The organism is Pararcticibacter amylolyticus (genome assembly GCF_003130405.1).
In the GTDB taxonomy this organism is placed as follows: Bacteria; Bacteroidota; Bacteroidia; order Sphingobacteriales; family Sphingobacteriaceae; genus Arcticibacter; species Arcticibacter amylolyticus.
This window is the reverse complement of sequence record NZ_QEAS01000018.1, coordinates 115,943-133,543: the sequence shown is the minus strand read 5'-3', so window position 1 is coordinate 133,543 and position 17,601 is coordinate 115,943. Positions and strand designations below refer to the sequence as shown.

General features: G+C 44.2%; 10 protein-coding genes and 1 tRNA gene. 5 read left to right on the top strand and 6 right to left on the bottom strand.

Annotated elements, in window-relative coordinates; translation table 11 throughout:
- Positions 1 to 259: 259 nt before the first annotated feature.
- Positions 260 to 691: a nuclear transport factor 2 family protein gene (locus DDR33_RS19540; protein WP_109417478.1), complete on the top strand. Its 432-nt coding sequence runs from the start codon at positions 260 to 262 to the stop codon at positions 689 to 691.
- Between the two features lie 75 nt (positions 692 to 766).
- Here DDR33_RS19540 and treY read toward each other — a convergent pair whose 3' ends face one another.
- The 4 genes from treY to glgX form a co-directional block, all read right to left on the bottom strand.
- Positions 767 to 4,993, bottom strand: a complete 4,227-nt coding sequence (gene treY / locus DDR33_RS19535) for a malto-oligosyltrehalose synthase (RefSeq protein ID WP_109417477.1) — start codon at positions 4,991 to 4,993, stop codon at positions 767 to 769.
- A gap of 331 nt (positions 4,994 to 5,324) precedes the next feature.
- Positions 5,325 to 5,397, bottom strand: a tRNA-Thr gene (locus tag DDR33_RS19530).
- Between the two features lie 65 nt (positions 5,398 to 5,462).
- The gene (gene treZ, locus DDR33_RS19525; RefSeq protein ID WP_109417476.1) at positions 5,463 to 7,298 is read right to left on the bottom strand and encodes a malto-oligosyltrehalose trehalohydrolase; all 1,836 of its coding nucleotides are present in this window, start codon (positions 7,296 to 7,298) and stop codon (positions 5,463 to 5,465) included.
- A gap of 2 nt (positions 7,299 to 7,300) precedes the next feature.
- Positions 7,301 to 9,433, bottom strand: coding sequence for a glycogen debranching protein GlgX (gene glgX, locus DDR33_RS19520; protein WP_109417475.1), 2,133 nt, complete (start codon positions 9,431 to 9,433; stop codon positions 7,301 to 7,303).
- Between the two features lie 178 nt (positions 9,434 to 9,611).
- On the opposite strand from glgX, the gene DDR33_RS19515 reads away from it, so the two are divergent.
- Complete coding sequence (locus DDR33_RS19515) at positions 9,612 to 11,411, top strand: hypothetical protein (protein ID WP_109417474.1); 1,800 nt, start codon at positions 9,612 to 9,614, stop codon at positions 11,409 to 11,411.
- A 716-nt stretch (positions 11,412 to 12,127) separates the two neighbouring features.
- On the opposite strand, the gene DDR33_RS19510 is transcribed toward DDR33_RS19515, so the two are convergent.
- Positions 12,128 to 12,604, bottom strand: a complete 477-nt coding sequence (locus DDR33_RS19510; RefSeq protein WP_109417473.1) for an RNA polymerase sigma factor — start codon at positions 12,602 to 12,604, stop codon at positions 12,128 to 12,130.
- A gap of 264 nt (positions 12,605 to 12,868) precedes the next feature.
- Between DDR33_RS19510 and DDR33_RS19505 the strand changes: the two genes are divergently transcribed.
- Positions 12,869 to 15,262, top strand: coding sequence for a heavy metal translocating P-type ATPase (locus tag DDR33_RS19505; RefSeq protein ID WP_109417472.1), 2,394 nt, complete (start codon positions 12,869 to 12,871; stop codon positions 15,260 to 15,262).
- Complete coding sequence (gene ccoS, locus DDR33_RS19500; protein ID WP_109417471.1) at positions 15,259 to 15,420, top strand: cbb3-type cytochrome oxidase assembly protein CcoS; 162 nt, start codon at positions 15,259 to 15,261, stop codon at positions 15,418 to 15,420. Before DDR33_RS19505 ends, ccoS begins: the two co-directional genes overlap by 4 nt.
- Positions 15,421 to 15,488: 68 nt before the next feature.
- Here the strand turns inward: ccoS and DDR33_RS19495 are convergent, their stop codons facing one another.
- A complete protein-coding gene (locus tag DDR33_RS19495; RefSeq protein WP_109417470.1) occupies positions 15,489 to 15,887 on the bottom strand; it encodes a DoxX family protein in 399 nt (132 codons plus the stop codon).
- Between the two features lie 207 nt (positions 15,888 to 16,094).
- Here DDR33_RS19495 and ccoN point away from each other — a divergent pair.
- Positions 16,095 to 17,601: cytochrome-c oxidase, cbb3-type subunit I (gene ccoN, locus DDR33_RS19490; RefSeq protein ID WP_238387871.1), on the top strand; the 1,507-nt coding region annotated here is incomplete at its 3' end.

Genomic DNA, 17,601 nt, shown 5'->3' with positions numbered 1-17,601 from the left:
CTGCACGACTGAAGTGTAAGAATGGTGCATGGTAGCATCAATAGTAAAATAATCATCTTTTTCATAGCTAGATAGATAGTTAATGGGTAAACGTATAGTATTCTTTGATATCTGCGTAAAGGGAACAGGCCGTCTCTCTTATAGTTTGTGTTTTCTTACAAACAGGTAGTTATCCTGTTGCTGCCTGTTCGAAAAACGGAGGGTCATATTCTCTGAATATTATTACATTTGGCGGATAGCTAATCAGATCAGTTTAAAAATGAAAAAGACAATCAGCTTATTGTTACTATGCTTTTTAACGGCAGTTGCAGTAACAGCCCAGACAAAAGCAGAAAAGGAAGTAGCAGCTGCAGTAGAAACCCTTAAAAAAGCAATGATCGATGGTACGCGATCTAAGCTGGAAGCGATAGCCGCAGAGAAATTAAGTTACGGACATTCGAGCGGAAAAGTAGAAGATAAAGCTGCTTTCGTGGAAAGTATTGCTTCAGGGAAATCCGATTTTGTGACCATTACGCTGTCCAATCAGACTATCCAGGTTTCTGGTAATACAGCTGTTGTGAGGCATCATCTCGACGCCGACACCAACGATAGCGGAAAAGTGGGAACAGTAAGTCTGAATATTATGCTCGTTTTTCAGAAACAATTCGGAAGATGGGTTTTACTTGCACGTCAGGCTGTAAAGACACAATAAAACATAGACAAGGGTATACAAGTGTGAGATATGAGTTTTGGTACTTACCTCTCACACCTGTGATGCCCTATTTGCCTACCTGTCATAAATTCGTGTCCATTCGTTTAGCAAATCTTCCTCATTCTTCCCTAACTGGCCGGGCTTAAGGCGCCAAATCCAGTTATTCTCTACAGACGCCGGGCTGTTCATCCGCGATTTTTCATCGAGCCCCAGTATATCTTGTAAAGGAATGATCGCCACTCTTGCGACGGATGCATATGCCATCCTGGCAAGAATCAGATGTATATTTTTTGCCTTCACCTCAAGTCCTGTATAATCCCGGAGATTTCTCTTAATAGTCTCGTCTGCATCTTTGTCGAACCAGCCTCTCGTTGTGTTATTATCATGGGTTCCGGTATAGACGAAGAAATTAGAGGTGAAATGATGCGGAATAGCAATGGCCTCAGGCATGTCATCCCCAAAGGCAAATTGTAAAACTTTCATTCCGGGGAAACCAAAGGCATCCCGCAGCGCATAAACAGGAGCGTCAATATCTCCCAGGTCTTCTGCAACAAAAGGTAGTCTGCCCAAATTTTTCTGAAGAGCTTTGAAAAGATCTTTACCCGGGCCTGGCTTCCAGATTCCGTTTTTAGCGGTATCTTCCGACGCTGGTACCTCCCAGTAAGCAGAAAAGGCCCTGAAATGGTCAAAGCGAAGCAAGTCGAAAAGTTCGATGTTTTTCTTAACCCGCTTCACCCACCAGGAATATCCCTGCTTTTTAAGGACATCCCACCGGAACACAGGCATTCCCCATAGCTGACCGTTATCGTTGAAATAATCAGGCGGAACGCCTGCCACCCCGGTCATGTTTCCATCCTGATCGAGACAGAAAATCCCGGGGTTTGCCCAAACATCAGCGGAATCATAACTGACATAGAAAGGCATATCGCCGAAAAGCTGTATCCCCAGGTTGTTGCAATACGCTTTCAGGTCATTCCATTGTTTCAAAAATATGAACTGAAGGAATCTGGCCTTTTCAATTGCATCCCTATTGGCATGCTCAAACTCTTTCAGCGCAGCCTGTTCCCGAAATTTGTACTTCTCCGGCCATTGATACCACGCTTGCCCTCCATGTTGCTGTTTGAGTACGATGTATTTCGAGAAATCGTCGAGCCATGCTGATTCCCGCTGACAGAATTCTGCGAATTCTTTTTTTAGTACTGAGGACTCTCCTTTTAAGAATTTACGGTATGCTTTTTCAAATAATATATCTTTCAGCTTCTCTGCGGCCTGAAAATCTGCTCTTGATTTAGGATGTAAGATCTGTTCATTTACTTTCTTCTGCGATAAAAGTCCATCCCGGACCAGGAGTTCGGGACTGATGAGCAATGGGTTACCCGCCATGCTCGAATAGGAGCTGTAGGGGGAATAACCACATCCCTGCTCGGTGGGACTAAGAGGAAGCAGCTGCCAGTATTTCTGCCTGCTTCGGGCCAGAAAATCCGCAAAGTTTCTGGCGTCAGGACCGAAATCTCCGGTACCGAAAGGGGAGGGGAGAGATGAAATATGCATCAGGATACCTGCGCCACGTCCTGAATCCTTTCGCTGCAATTTTAACAGTGCAAACGGGAGTTTCCCGAATATCTCTTTAACCGGCAGTTCATGTTCAGCTTTACCTTCCAGCCCGCTTATTAAAAGATGACTCCATTTATCCGGCACTGAAGTTGGTAAAATAATACGGGTGCTCTTCCAATTGATGTTCATCGGGGTCTCATCCTGCTCTTTACAGATCTGTGCAATATGTAAAGGAACCACGATTACATACCAGCTTCCGCGGAAGCTTCTGGCAAAGGCAAATATGTGGTCTTTATACTTGCCTTTTACTTTCAGGGGAATGTATTCACCTTTAGAAAAAATATCATCGTTGGCTGCACGTTCCTTCATAAGTTTCTGGGTCAGCCATAGTTTAATATGTCCCTCGTACCGTTTTGCCCAGAGCCATGCCGGGAAGTTTGCGGTATTCTCCTTCTCCTCAAGCTCTCCGAGCATTCGGGCGCGCAGTTCGTAGTCTACCGGCCGCCGGTTATCCGGGTCTACCATACTGAGATCCCAGAGGTCGCAGCCCTGGTACGTGTCGGGAAGTCCCGGGCAGGTAAATTTCAGTAACACCTGGGCAAGGGAATTAATGATGCCGGGATCCGCTATCTTCCGGTGAAATGGATCAAAGCTCTTTCTGAACGTACTTCCTTCCCGGAGGATATCTGCGGCGAAGTTTTTAGCTGCCTCTTCGTAAGCGGTATCAGGCGTAGTCCAGTTCGAATTCTGTTTTGCTTCCCGAAGGGCCTTCTCTATATAATTCTGGATCCGTCCGTTGAAGTTATCCTCATTTTGTCCGGGCATAGGGTAAGCTCCTGCCAGAGTTTGATAGATCAGATATTCATCATTCTTATCGGGGGCACCATTTTTTTTATGGGGGGAGTTGATCTCAAACCATTCTTCTGCGATCTGCATCCATTCATCCCCAATATCACTCAGGACGTTTAGCCGTGCCCGCACATCTTCTCCGCGTTTGGTGTCGTGAGTAGAGGTTGCGTTCATCGACAGAGGCCAGTTTTGCTGCCGCTGGAACATCTTTTCATGAAACTCTTCCTGGTTTATCCCAAAGGCTTCCGGAGAGTCTCCTACCTCGTTATGTGCAATAAAGCGGTTGTAGGTATACATCAGGGTGTCTTCAACACCTTTTGCCATCAGCGGGCCGCTGAATTGCATACAGCGCTGATAGAAGTATAAGGCTCTTTGATTATAATCGTTATCACCTTTTTGAGGTTTATTCAGAAAGATCTCTTCCAGCAGCCTGACGGAGGCGGTGAGTTCTGGTTTTTCGCGGGGAATCTGTTTAAGAATGGTTCTTATTGCAGCTTCTTCTTCGTTTTCGAGCGGAAACTGGTTCCCGTAATAGCGGTATACCGGGCATTGGATCAGCAATTCTCCTATAGAAGCCTTTAAGTCCTCTTCTTTTACCTGAGCCCGGGCACCTGCATCAAGCAGATCTGATTCAATCAAAAGCCTGTGGAGGTTATCCAGTTCACCTCTCATGTGTTCGTAAAGGATGTAGGCTTTCTTATGGTAAATCTGCTGTTGTACATCTGCTTCTTCACCCGTAATACTGCTATAAAAACGGGTAAAGGATTTCTCACTTTCCTTATTGGTGAACAGGTTGTTGACCAGGGCGAGAAAATCGTATCCGGTATTTCCCTGCAGGGACCAGTGTTGGGGAAGATCCTCTCCCTGTTCAAGGATTTTTTCTACGGCAATGTAGATATCTTTTCCTGCCAGTTCTCTTAGCTCTTCAATGTAACCTGAGGGATCGAAAAGTCCGTCGACGTGGTCAACCCTTAGTCCTGTAAATATCCCCTCATCAAGAAGGGATTTAATATATTGATGATAAGTTGCGAAGACGTCTTTGTTCTGAATATTGAGACAAATTAGCCCGTTAACGGTAAAAAAGCGGCGGAACGTAATTTGACGGTCTGTTTCCTTCCAGCTGCAGAGCCTGTAAACCTGCTCTTCTGCCAGTTGTATTAATAAGTTCTGATCTTCATTGATCTTCTGTAAGCGTTCAGCCAGGTAGGCCCCGGTTTCTTTGTTCTTCATCAGGCCGGTAAACTGTAAAAGAAACTCGTTCCACGCATCTGCATAGCGCTCAGGGTCTTCTACCTGGTGGATTTGCTGCATTTGTCCGAGCAGTTGTTCCCATCCCTCGGAAAGCGCGGCATCGCCATCTTTAATGATCTTGTTGTAAGATCCGGGATTTACAGGATAGAAGCTGTCGTAATAATTGAAGACAAGCCTGCCCTCCCGGTAATCTATTTTGAGTTCACCATTTCTGATAACATCTTCCAGCGGAGCTCCGAGAAAAGGCACCATTATTCTGTCCTTATATAACGGGCTGCTAAGCGGTGTGTCGAAAAACGAGGCATACCTGGATTGTATACCTTTTTCAAGTACATCGTTCAACCAGGGATTTTCGGTTGAAAAAGCCATATGGTTAGGCACGATGTCCTGTAACCAGCCAATCCCACGCTCCCGGAGCTGTTTGCTTAGTTCTTTTAGCTTGTCCTCCGTGCCGATCTCAGGATTTATCTGATGGGGGTTCAATGCGTCGTATCCATGAGTGCTGCCCGGGGTGGATTTAAAAACGGGTGAAGCGTATACTGTGCTGACGCCCAGTTTCCGGAGATAGGGGATGATGCGTTCAAAGTCATTGAAAGTAAATTCTTTATGAAATTGCAAACGATATGTGGAGACAGGATTAACTGACATGATGAATAAGTTATCTGGTTATTACAATACAAAGAAATTTTCTCAGCATTTACAACCCCAACTATAGATCCTTGTTTGGGTCAAAGGGATAAAAATGAATAAACAGGTATTCTTCCGGCATCCGTTTATGAACTGCGGTTCCGCAGCCCGGCAGCGATGTGCCTGAAGGAGATGATTATCAAATGGTAACGTGCGTTATGTCATTTTTAGAGGGACGTATTCGTGATATTATTGTAATACACAAAATAAACTAGTAAAAGCCATGATAACAATCATTACAAAGTTCCTGGATTCGATCAGGAACATCTTAGAAGGATTAGATTAGAGAAGGAGCCGATGACGGGGATCGAACCTGCGACCTACGCGTTACGAGTGCGTTGCTCTACCAGCTGAGCTACATCGGCTTGCTCCTGAACGGGCAGTCAAATGTAGTAATTGTGAGGTAAAATCAAAATTACTTACACGTGCTTTATTCTAGTACCAGCACTGATTCGGGCCGAAGGGTAATCGTTTCCCCGGCAGTATAGGTATCAGGAAAGTCGTTTTTTCCGTGCCATTCTGTATCTGCAGAATGGATGATCTTCGTCCATGTTTCTTTTATTTCCGGGATCATGATCTGCTGTTCTTTTTCAGAAAAGTTCATCAGGCAAACCACCATACTGTTTTCATACCAGCGCTGCAATACCAGTGTTTCAGTGGTCTGATCTGAGGAAACCCTCATTTCTTTTCGTCCCGCATTTTTTAATACGGGATGCGTTTTGCGGAGCGAAATCAACTTTTTATAATAGTTTAATACGGTACTGTGAGGCTCCTGCCCGGGAAGATGCCATTGAAGCTTCGACTGCAGGAATGTCTTTTCTGATACAGGGTCAGGAGCTTCTCCCTGTTCATGGAAATCCGCAAATTCTTCTTTTCTCCCTTCTCTTACACTTTCTGCCAGCTGAGGATCTGTGTGGCTGACGAAGTAGAGGAAAGGATTGGGCTCTACCCATTCTTCTCCCATAAATAACATGGGAAGGTAAGGGCTCAGAAGGACTGAAGCTGCAACGAGCTTTTTCATTTCGAAGCTGAGCAGGCGGTTGATTCTCTCGCCGCACATCCTGTTTCCTACCTGATCATGATTTTGTGAAAAAACGATGAACTGCCCGGCCGGGTTTTCATCTGCTTTTATACCGAAGAACTTCTTCCGGTGCTCTGAGAACTGGCCGTCATACACATAAGCATCCTGGTAAGCTTTTGCAAGATGCGTTATTCCGTGAAAATCTGAATAGTATCCTGTTTGTTCTTCCCCCGCCGTTACACGAAGTGCATGATGAAACTCATCTATCCATTGCGCATCCATGCCATATCCACCTTTTTCAAGAGGATTAATAAACCTGTTATCATTCAGGTCGAGTTCAACAATAAGATAATGTTTTCTGCCGGTTTCTGACATTAGCTTGTCCAATTCCATACGGATTTCACGGAGAATATGGGTTGGGCTGAAGTCTTTGATGGCGTGTACCGCATCCAGACGAAGCGCATCAATATGAAAGTCACGAAACCACATCAGGGCATTCTCTATGAAGTACTGGCGCACTCCGTAACTATACTCGTCATCAAAGTTAACCGCATTTCCCCAGGGAGTATTGTATTTAGATGTGAAATACGGGCCAAATTCGGGGAGGTAATTGCCCTCCGGCCCCAGATGATTATAGACTACATCCAGGATAACTGCAATATTCTTCCGGTGGCAGGCGTTTACAAGATGCTGTAAGCCTTCCGGTCCTCCGTAAGAGTTCTGCACAGCAAAGGGCGCAACGCCGTCATATCCCCAGTTTCGTTCACCAGGAAACTGAGCTACCGGCATGAGTTCAATTGCGGTGATCCCCAGTTCTTTCAGATAATCCAGCTTTTCCTCTATTGAAGCAAAGGTACCTTCAGAGGTGAAGGTACCCGTATGTATTTCATAGAGGATGTACTCATCCAGGGGATGATTATACCAGTTGCCATCTGACCAAACAAAATCATCGGGCTTAACGGCTTTCGAAGGCCCGTGTACTCCTTCCGGAAGGGAAAGAGACACGGGATCCGAAAGTTCCTTTTCTCCGTTGAGCCTGAATTTATAGAGATCCCCTGGTTTTATTTTGTCTGTAGTGGCGGTCCAGTAACCCAGTTCCTGCCGGGTGAGAGAAATAGTCTCGTCGCGGCCGGATACAACAACTTCTGCTTTCTGAACTTCCGGCGCCCATAGCACAATCTCTGCCTGCCCGGTGCTGTTAAATCTTACTCCCGGCTTATACTTGTTCAAAATGCTGCTATCCATTTTTATTTCTTCAAAGGTTGTTTAAGGAGGACTACTGAACGGCTTTCTACTTTAACTGCCTCCCCGGCTTTGTGTCTTTCGCCCTCGTCATCAACCAGGTTTTCACTTGTGTCCAGTACTTTGATCCATTCTTCTCCATACCTGGAGGAAGGGAGTACGAAATTCAGTGGTTCATAGTGTGCATTGAAGATGACATAAAAGCTGTCATCCTGTATCACTTCACCTTTAGGTCCCATGGTCCTGATGCCTTTTCCGTTAAGGAATATGGCAAGGGATTTAGCGAAGTCGTGGCTCCAGCTTTCATCGGGCATTTCTGTGCCTTCAGGGAGAAACCATGCAATGTCTTCCAGGCCGATTCCCTTGATAGGCTGTCCGTTAAACCAGCGACGGCGTCTGAACACCGGGTGTTTCTTCCTGAAATGAATAAGTTTACGCGTAAAGCTGAGCAGTTCCTGGTCTGCTTCTGCCCAGTTTAACCATGAGATCTCATTGTCCTGGCAATAAGCATTGTTGTTTCCCTGCTGGGTGCGGCCTAATTCATCGCCGGCGACCAGCATAGGTACCCCTTGTGAAAGAAACAGGGAGGTGAGGAAATTGCGTTTCTGACGGTTCCGGAGAGCAATGATTTCCTTATCGTCGGTCGGCCCTTCTGCACCACAGTTCCATGAGCGGTTGTGGCTTTCTCCGTCGTTGTTATCTTCGCCGTTGGCCTCATTGTGCTTCTCATTATATGAAACCAGGTCATGAAGCGTAAATCCATCGTGCGCGGTAATGAAGTTGATACTAGCTGTCGGACTTCTGTAATCATCTTTGTATAAGTCTGAACTGCCGGTGAAGCGTTCTGCAAACTCACCCAGCATACTATCAGCACCCCGCCAGTAGTCACGCAGGCAATCCCTGTATTTGCCATTCCATTCTGCCCATCCGGGAGGGAATTTTCCGACCTGGTATCCTCCCTCTCCAATATCCCATGGCTCAGCAATAAGCTTTACCTGCGAAATGACCGGATCCTGATGGATAATATCAAAGAAGGAACCGAGGCGGTCTACTTCATGAAGTTCACGTGCAAGCGTAGATGCAAGGTCAAACCTGAAGCCGTCTACGTGCATCTCGAGGATCCAGTAGCGAAGGCTATCCATAATCAGTCTTAAAACGTCGGGCATCTGGGCATTCAGTGTGTTTCCTGTACCCGTATAGTCCATATAATACCGTTTATTATCCTCTACCAGCCGGTAGTAGGAGGCGTTGTCGATGCCTTTGAAAGAAAGGGTGGGGCCTAATTGATTGCCTTCTGCGGTATGATTGTACACCACATCCAGGATCACTTCAATTCCAGCTTTATGGAGTTCTTTAACCATTCCCTTAAACTCTGTCACCTGCTCTCCCAATACTCCGCTTCCGGAATAACGAACATCAGGAGCAAAGAATCCTATGGTATTATAGCCCCAGAAATTCGTTAAGCCCTTATCTGCGAGATAGGAGTCTCTGACAAAATGATGCACAGGCATAAGCTCAATCGATGTGATGCCGAGATCTTTGAGGTATTGTATGGTAGCAGGATGCGCAAGTGCTGCATAGGTTCCCCTGATATCCTCGGGAATATCCGGATGTAATTGTGTGAAGCCTTTTACATGGGTTTCGTAGATAATAGATCTGTGATAAGAGATCTTAGGAGCCTTATCGTCGCCCCAGTCAAAGTTCGGATCAATGACTACTGATTTGGGGATATAAGGAGCGCTGTCTTCTTCACTGAAGCTCAGGTCGGCTGCGGGATCTCCAAGTTTGTAACCGAATAAAGAATCATGCCATTGTATCGTTCCTGCAATGGCTTTGGCGTAAGGGTCAATCAGGAGCTTGTTCGGATTAAAACGATGTCCGTTTTCCGGCTCATAAGGGCCGTAAACCCGGTATCCATACAATTGCCCGGGCTCAACGTCGGGGACATACACGTGCCATACATGATGCGACCGTTCCTTTAGTCTGATCTTTATATTTTCGACAGGGTCCTCCTTTGTCTTAAAAAGACACAGATCGACTCCGGTAGCATTCTCTGCATACAAAGCAAAATTAACCCCTTCGCCATCCCAGGTAGCTCCGAGAGGATAAGGGGATCCAGGGTATATAGTTGTATTCATATCGAAATACAAATGCGCAGCCGGATAAAATGTTTGAAAAAAAGTGAAGCTGCGTATTTCCCGGGAGCCCTGATTTTAAAGCTTTAATAATTACGATTATATTAAAATGTGACGGTCGTCATGTTTTAGTACTGAAAATATCCGGTATTTTGTAAAATACATTTAATCCAGTATTTTAATGGGTCACACATTTCATATCCCGGTATTGGGACTGGGATTTACTATAGATACTCCACTTAAAGTTGCACGGTACGGCATCTCTTCCGTGCTATCAATCGTTGACGACATGCTGATCGAAAGAATCAGAAAGTTTCACACTGAAAAAGAGGGTGAAGTTTTTGTTCCTATCGGTCCCGGCGAACCCGATTCAAGGGCCAGGCGGATTACGGCTTATCTCAATTTCGTGAACCGGAAGGTCAATCAGCAGTTCGATGAACTAAGGTTGCAGCCTTTTGAAGAAGGGAGCGATATCACGCGGTACTTTGATCTTTTGCCTGACTCATCTTCTTTAAAGCAACGCTACATGGTGATGCTTTCGGTAAATGATCCCGGGCTGAAGAAAAAGATGGAAGCTGAGCTGCGCGGAGATATGGAAAAGGGGGCTGTCGATGTGAATATTATGTCGAAGGTGGATAAGATGAACTATACAGCTAAAGGTGATGTGCTGGGCGAAGAGTTCAGTGACGCACTGGCAGGATTGAGAGGTTTTGCTAACAGTGACCTGAATTCTTCTGTAATATTATCTGCCGGGATGAATCCCAGGCTGTATAGCTACCTGGAGAATTTTAAAGATTTCTATCCTGATGAAAAAGGCCGTTTGCGTAAGCGGATCGTTCTTAAGGTCAGTGATTTCCGCTCTGCGTTTATTCAAGCTAAATTCTTAGCGAAAAAAGGCTTGTGGGTTTCTGAGTTCAGGATTGAGTCGGGATTAAACTGTGGTGGACACGCTTTTGCGACTGATGGTTACCTTCTGGGACCTATACTTGAGGAGTTTAAGTCCAAGCGTCCGGAGATGATAGCAGATGTCTTTTCTCTTTACCAGTCTGCACTCGCTGCGAAAGAGCTGGTGGTTGACGAGGCACCAAAAATGAGAATCACTGTACAGGGAGGCATTGGCACAGCTGAAGAACAAAACTTTCTTATGAATTACTATGAACTGGATTCAACAGGATGGGGGAGTCCTTTTCTGCTTGTTCCGGAAGCTACGAATGTAGACGATGAAACACTGGAGTCTTTAATCCATTCAGACTCATCGGACTTCTATATCAGCGGATCTTCACCTCTTGGTATTCCTTTTAATAATTACAGAAAGAGTACGGCAGAACTTCAACGGATAGAACGTATCGAAAAGGGGAGGCCTGGAAGTCCGTGTAAGAAGAAGTTCTTAGTTTCTAATACAGAGTTTACCCAGGAGCCTATCTGCACTGCTTCCCGCGAGTATCAGAATCTTAAGTTAAAGCAGCTGGATGAATTAAACCTCCCTGCGGATGAATATAAAGTGCGGTTTGACACCATCACAGAGAAATTATGTCTTTGTGAAGGCTTATGTACCTCGGCTTATATTAAGAATGATATTCTTGAAAGGAAAGAAAGTAAAGCAGTAGCCATCTGCCCGGGTCCGAATCTGGCGTATTTTTCAAGAGTGTTTTCTCTTGATGAAATGGTGAAGCATATTTACGGGAAGCTGAACTTGTTGCAAGGAGTAAGTCGTCCCAGTGTGTTTGTCAACGAGCTGAAGCTATATCTGGATTACCTGAAGAAGGATATAACCGTGCATATCAAGAATCTGGATGCAAAAAAACTGAAGCAACTGGAGAAATTTAAAGAACAATTACTGATCGGTATCGAGTACTATAAGAAGCTGATCAGTCATATCAATAACCACACGGAGCAGTATCTTAAAAAGCTTTTGGATGACCTGCTCGAAATTGAAGCGCAGATAAAGCAGATTGTGATAGGAACATTTGCAGAGGCGTAAGGTAAACGATTAGCGGGGTTACTGGATTAGCATTATATAAGGGCTGTGAGTTGTGTCAACAAACTCACAGCCCTTTTTCTTTTTATATTTTTAAAATCAGATACGGAATAACTTCAGGATAGAGGATAATTCCTTCCCAAATAGTTGTCCTTTTTATGCCTGTTCCTGCCGGTGTTATAGGTTACACTGAAAACAGAATAGACATAATCAATACGATGACTGTCAGAATAAGATAAACCATTCCATCTGCCTTTCTTCTTTCTTCAAAAGACAGCTTTGATTCGAGCGGTGATTCAGAGTAAGTTTTCAATATCATGGTAAACGCCTTTATGAAAGTACAAAAGCAATATTTAGACCATAATCTCTTAGGGATCAGTTTATAAATGCTTTTCCATACTTGTTCTTTGTATTCCTTGTCAGGATATTAGCGAAAACTCAAATAGAATCGTTAAAACCCTCCAGCCTTTTATAAATTTTCATAAATCCGCCTCCTGTTTTATGGATTTCGCATCCGGAGATTTTTGTAATAATTCATTCATTTTAATAAAGAGAGGGTGCTAATTTGTTGAGTATCAAAAAAGTGCTTCAAAAACAGGGCGGTGATTGTATAGAATAAGAAACGCCCGGAATTGGTGGTCCGGGCGTTTGGCTTTCGATTAACTGTGGCTTAATAAATTAATTACTTCAAGCTTCTTCTGAGTCTTATTAATTTAATATTATGATATGGTTTGTCTAAGTATTTTTCTCGCTACATGTATCCGGTTCTTAATCGTTCCTATGGGAATGAATAAGCTGTCTGTAATCTCGTGGTACTTATACCCCTCCAGATACATAGTAAACGGCTTGTAATATTGTCTGGGCAGGCGGTTTAATGCCGTTCTGATTCCCTCTAGTCTCATGTTCGATTCACCGTTATTTTCGACATGCAGATTAGTGGCCTCTTCATTTTCCAGGGTGCATGTATGGAAACCGCGTTTTCTATAGTTGTTTACAAACAAGTTGCGCATTATCGTATACAGCCACCCTTTAAAGTTTGTTCCGTCCCGAAACTTATCAGAATTCAGAATCGCTTTAAGTAAAGTATCCTGAATCAGGTCTTTCGCATCATCTGCATCCCTCGTGAATCTAAGTGCCTGTGGTTTCAGGTATTTACTCTGCGTGGTAAGTAAATGATCAAATTCCTTCTTTTCCATCTCTTTAAAATTTTAAAGTGAGAGAGATTTTCCAACCTATTCCTTTGCACTATTCTGATTACAAATAAAGGATTCGTTAATGAGCATATAAATGATATTGATCATATTCGGGTTTGATTATTGTCATTGGCTAAGAAACACATTGTCAGCGCGTTTTTTTGCGATCTTAGAAATCTATTGTGACTGAGATCACTTTTTACTCTAATGGCTGTCATTCTGATGTTTGAACTTATATTGCATCTTTGAGATGCTAAAATCAATTTAATGAAATCTTCATCCACCTCTACAGATACTTTATGTTTTCATTGTGGGAATGAAATAAGCGGGGAACTTCATATTGCAGATGAAAAACAGTTTTGCTGCGCAGGTTGTAAAAGCGTATACCAGATATTAAATCAGAATAATCTTTGTAATTATTATAATTATAACGAGGCACCGGGACAAACCAGGCAGGAGACGGAACAGCATTTTGAGTTTTTGAACGAGCCGAAGATTTTTTCCCAGCTGGTAGATTATACTGATGATAATATTACGCTTATCACCTTCTATATTCCGGCTATTCACTGCAGCTCATGTCTGTGGTTGCTCGAACATCTTCATAAACTGAATAAGGGTGTGATGCAGTCGAGGGTCGATTTTCTGAAAAAGCAGGTGGCCGTTACCTTCAATCAGCATATTGTTTCTCTTAAGGAACTGGTTGAACTGCTCGCTTCCATTGGATATGAGCCGTTGATTAGTTTGCAGGACGTAGTGAAGGAGAAGAAAGATTCTGTTAACAGGGATCTGATCAGGAAGATTGCAGTTGCCGGATTTTGCATGGGTAATGTCATGCTGTTCAGCTTTCCTGAATATCTGGGGCTGTCGTCCTTTGAACACCAGTTTCAATCTCTCTTCGGCTGGTTAAACCTGGCTTTCGGAAGCGTCGTGACATTTTATTGCAGCCGTGATTTTTTCGTATCCGCCTGGGGGAGCCTTAAAAATAAGATCGTTAATCTTGATACTCCTCTTGCCGTTATTGTTGCCGTTCTGTTTATAAGATCGGCATTTGAGATCATTACAGGAACGGGTCCTGGTTTCTCCGATACCCTGACGGGACTGGTATTTCTCCTTCTCATGGGACGCTGGGTGAAGCAAAGGACGTATCAGCATATCTCCTTTAACCGCGATTACCGCTCTTATTTTCCGGTTGCTGTTACTGTGATTAAGGATGGGCAGGAGAAGCCTGTGCCTATCGGTGATCTTAATATTGGCGACCGGATCCTGATCAGGAATAATGAGATTATTCCCGCTGATTCTATTTTGATGAAGGGGGAAGGATATTTCGACTTTAGCTTTGTAACAGGGGAATCTCAGCCTGTCAATAAAGTTTTGGGAGAGATAATATACGCCGGGGGGAGGCAGATAGGGGAAGCCCTTGAAATGGAAATTGTCAAGCCGGTATCTCAAAGTTACCTGACAAGACTTTGGAACAACGAGACTTTTAAAAGGAACGATAACAAGATCAGGAATTTTAATGACACCATTGCCCGGTATTTCAGTGCTGTAGTTTTGGTGATAGCATTTGCCTCTTTGGGTTCCTGGTGGGTACTCGGAGATACGAAAAAAGCATGGGATGCTTTTTCGGCTGTATTAATCGTTGCCTGCCCGTGTGTGCTGGCGCTGAGCACTCCTCTTACATTATCAACGGTGCTTGGCATCTTTGATAAAAATGGTTTCTATCTTAAGAATACCGATGTAGTGGAGCAATTAGCCAGAATAGATACCGTGGTATTTGATAAAACCGGTACCATCACCTGCCCTAATGTGGTGAACCTGACTTTTACAGGGCGTTTAAGTTTGCAGGAAGAAACGTTAATTGCCTCAGCGGCCAGAAATTCCTCTCATCCCCTGAGCCGGGAGATTGTTAAATGGCTGGGAGCTTCCGGGCTAGTGCCTGTTTCTCAATATCGCGAGATGGCTGGAAAAGGAATAGTTGCCGGTATAGACGGGCATGAAGTATGCCTGGGGAGCCGTTCGTTTATTGCTCCGGATTCAGCTGTTAATGAAAACTCCTCCAGCGTGCATATTAGTATTGACGGAAATTATAAGGGATACTTTCATGTAAGGCAGCAATGGAGAAGTGAGCTGAAGGGATTAATAGATACTTTAAAGGGCGGATTCAGAATGCACCTGATCTCAGGAGATACATCATCTGAAAATAAGAGCCTTGAAGCTATATTTCCTTCTTATGTGCCTGTGCTTTTTAAACAGAGCCCCCACGATAAGCTAAATTACATTAAAAAACTCCAGCTAGCTCAGTATAAGACAATGATGCTGGGAGATGGCCTGAATGATGCAGGGGCCTTAAGGCAGAGCGACCTTGGAGTGGCCGTTACCGATAATATCAACAACTTTACTCCTGGCTGTGACGCCATACTTCAGGGAGATGAACTGGGGAAATTACCCCGTTTTATTAAGCAGGCAAAAGATGCAGTAAGAGTGATCAAATATGGATTTGGTATCGCATCCGTTTATAACCTCATTGGGGTATACTTTGCGGTTCAGGGTCAACTTTCGCCTCTTACTGCAGCGGTACTGATGCCTCTAAGTACGATCACAATCATTACTTTTACAAATATTGCCAACAGATATTTTGCAAAAAAGAATAAACTGAAATGAACATTTTATATTTTCTGATAGGATGCAGCGTGCTTATGGCACTGATTTTCCTGGGGGCGTTCTTCTGGGCGTCGAAAAACGGGCAGCATGATGATGTTCATACTCCGGCCGTGCGAATGTTGTTTGATGATGATAAGCCGGAGGAAGAGCAGGTTTAGAGAGAAACGTAATACAGACCATGTGAATATGCAGGGGACAGAATATTTATTTTGTCCCCTGTTTGGTTTCAGAGCTTGCTGTCAACAGATAACTTGCCCGGTCCGGTAAAGAACAGCGCCGTATACAGGCCGAGATAAATGAAGGCCAGTTCCTTTACGTTAAATGGATCCGGGGAGTGTACAATAAAGAATGCGACCAGCATCGTGATAATGAGGGGCACCAGTGCTATTCTCGTTAGAAATCCTAAAATGAGCAGGATTGCACAGAAGAACTCGGCAAAGATCGCAAGATAAAGCGATGCCTCCGTTCCAATCCCTATGGGATCTCCAAATTCAAGTTTCCCAGCGAGTACATTTTGCAACTTCATCCATCCGTGAGTGATCATCGGTGCACCGGCTACTACGCGCAGGATCAGCAGCCCGAAATCAGCCGAAAGCGGGCCACTATAAAATATTTTTGACTTCATAAGAATTAAATTTAAGCTAAGATAAAAAAACTATGCGTTTCTCTTCATTGTTGCTACCTGCTTGCTTATAGCCTGCATCGTGATTCTGATCCTTCTGTAGTATGAATTGTGATGACTATCACTTTTTTCTTACTACTTCCGTCACGGTTTTAAGCGTTTGAACAGACTATTTTTGACATTACAAAAACAAATCTATCCATTTGGTTTATGCAGCTTGAAAAGTTTAATTATGACAATAAGATTGTCAGAAATTTTGGTATCGCAACGATAGTATGGGGTATCGTAGGGATGACAGTGGGGCTATTAGTGGCGATGCAATTATTTAAACCCGCACTTAATATGGGATCGCAGTATACTACTTTTGGTAGGATAAGGCCTTTACATACAAATGCGGTAATTTTTGCTTTCGTTGGGAATGCGATTTTTATGGGAGTTTATTATTCTCTCCAAAGATTGCTCAAAGCTAGGATGTTTAGCGATGTTCTTAGCAGGATTCATTTCTGGGGATGGCAGCTGATCATTGTAGCAGCAGCAATCACACTGCCGCTGGGTATTACTTCTTCTCATGAGTACGCAGAGCTCGAATGGCCAATTGATATTGCCATAACCCTCATCTGGGTAGTGTTTGGTATCAATATGTTCGGAACCATCATCAAAAGGCGGGAAAGGCATATGTATGTGGCGATCTGGTTCTACATAGCTACTTTCGTTACCGTTGCCGTTCTTCACATCGTGAACTCTTTTCAGCTGCCGGTTTCTCTTTTCAAAAGTTACTATTTATATGCAGGTGTGCAGGATGCGCTGGTTCAGTGGTGGTATGGCCACAATGCGGTGGCATTCTTCCTGACTACCCCGTATCTGGGTATGATGTATTACTTCCTGCCCAAAATGGCTAACAGGCCTGTATATTCATATAAGCTAAGTATATTGCACTTCTGGTCCCTGATCTTTATTTATATCTGGGCCGGACCGCACCATCTTTTATATTCATCTCTGCCGTCATGGGCACAATCACTTGGTGTTGTTTTTTCAATCATGCTGATTGCTCCGAGCTGGGGAGGGATGATCAACGGGCTGCTGACGCTCAGGGGTGCCTGGGATAAGGTGCGCGATGATGCGACTCTTAAATTTATGGTGGTTGGTTTAACTGCCTATGGTATGGCAACCTTCGAAGGGCCGATGCTGTCGTTAAAGCAGATTAACGGAATCGCGCACTTTACCGACTGGATCGTGTCTCACGTTCACGTAGGAGCCCTCGGATGGAACGGTTTCCTTACCTTCGCTATTCTTTACTGGTTGATACCAAGAATATATCAGACTTCCCTGTTTTCGAAAAAAGCAGCAAACTTCCATTTCTGGATCGGCACGCTGGGGATTCTTTTTTATGCCATTCCAATGTACTGGTCTGGCTTTACACAAGGGCTTATGTGGAAAGAGTTTACCCAGGAAGGTATGTTGAAATATCCGAACTTCCTCGAAACAACTCTTGCTATTATTCCGATGCACATGTTCCGGGCCCTGGGTGGAGCGATGTACCTGACAGGAGCAATCGTTATGACATGGAATTTGTGGAAGACAATGGCTCAGGGAAAACTGGTAGCTAATGAACCGGCAGAAGCAATGCCGCTGGCTCCTGCATTTACACCTCATGCCGGAGAGAAAACATGGCATCGTGCCTTAGAGCGCCGTCCTATGCAGTTCCTCGTTTTATCTT

Bases quoted from the DNA above. Each gene is read 5' to 3' on its own strand.
- treZ (WP_109417476.1), bottom strand. From the start codon at position 7,298: ATGGATAGCAGCATTTTGAACAAGTATAAGCCGGGAGTAAGATTTAAC.
- DDR33_RS19505 (WP_109417472.1), top strand. From the start codon at position 12,869: ATGAAATCTTCATCCACCTCTACAGATACTTTATGTTTTCATTGTGGG.
- treY (WP_109417477.1), bottom strand. From the start codon at position 4,993: ATGTCAGTTAATCCTGTCTCCACATATCGTTTGCAATTTCATAAAGAA.
- DDR33_RS19495 (WP_109417470.1), bottom strand. From the start codon at position 15,887: ATGAAGTCAAAAATATTTTATAGTGGCCCGCTTTCGGCTGATTTCGGG.
- ccoS (WP_109417471.1), top strand. From the start codon at position 15,259: ATGAACATTTTATATTTTCTGATAGGATGCAGCGTGCTTATGGCACTG.
- DDR33_RS19540 (WP_109417478.1), top strand. From the start codon at position 260: ATGAAAAAGACAATCAGCTTATTGTTACTATGCTTTTTAACGGCAGTT.
- DDR33_RS19510 (WP_109417473.1), bottom strand. From the start codon at position 12,604: ATGGAAAAGAAGGAATTTGATCATTTACTTACCACGCAGAGTAAATAC.
- glgX (WP_109417475.1), bottom strand. From the start codon at position 9,433: ATGAATACAACTATATACCCTGGATCCCCTTATCCTCTCGGAGCTACC.
- DDR33_RS19515 (WP_109417474.1), top strand. From the start codon at position 9,612: ATGGGTCACACATTTCATATCCCGGTATTGGGACTGGGATTTACTATA.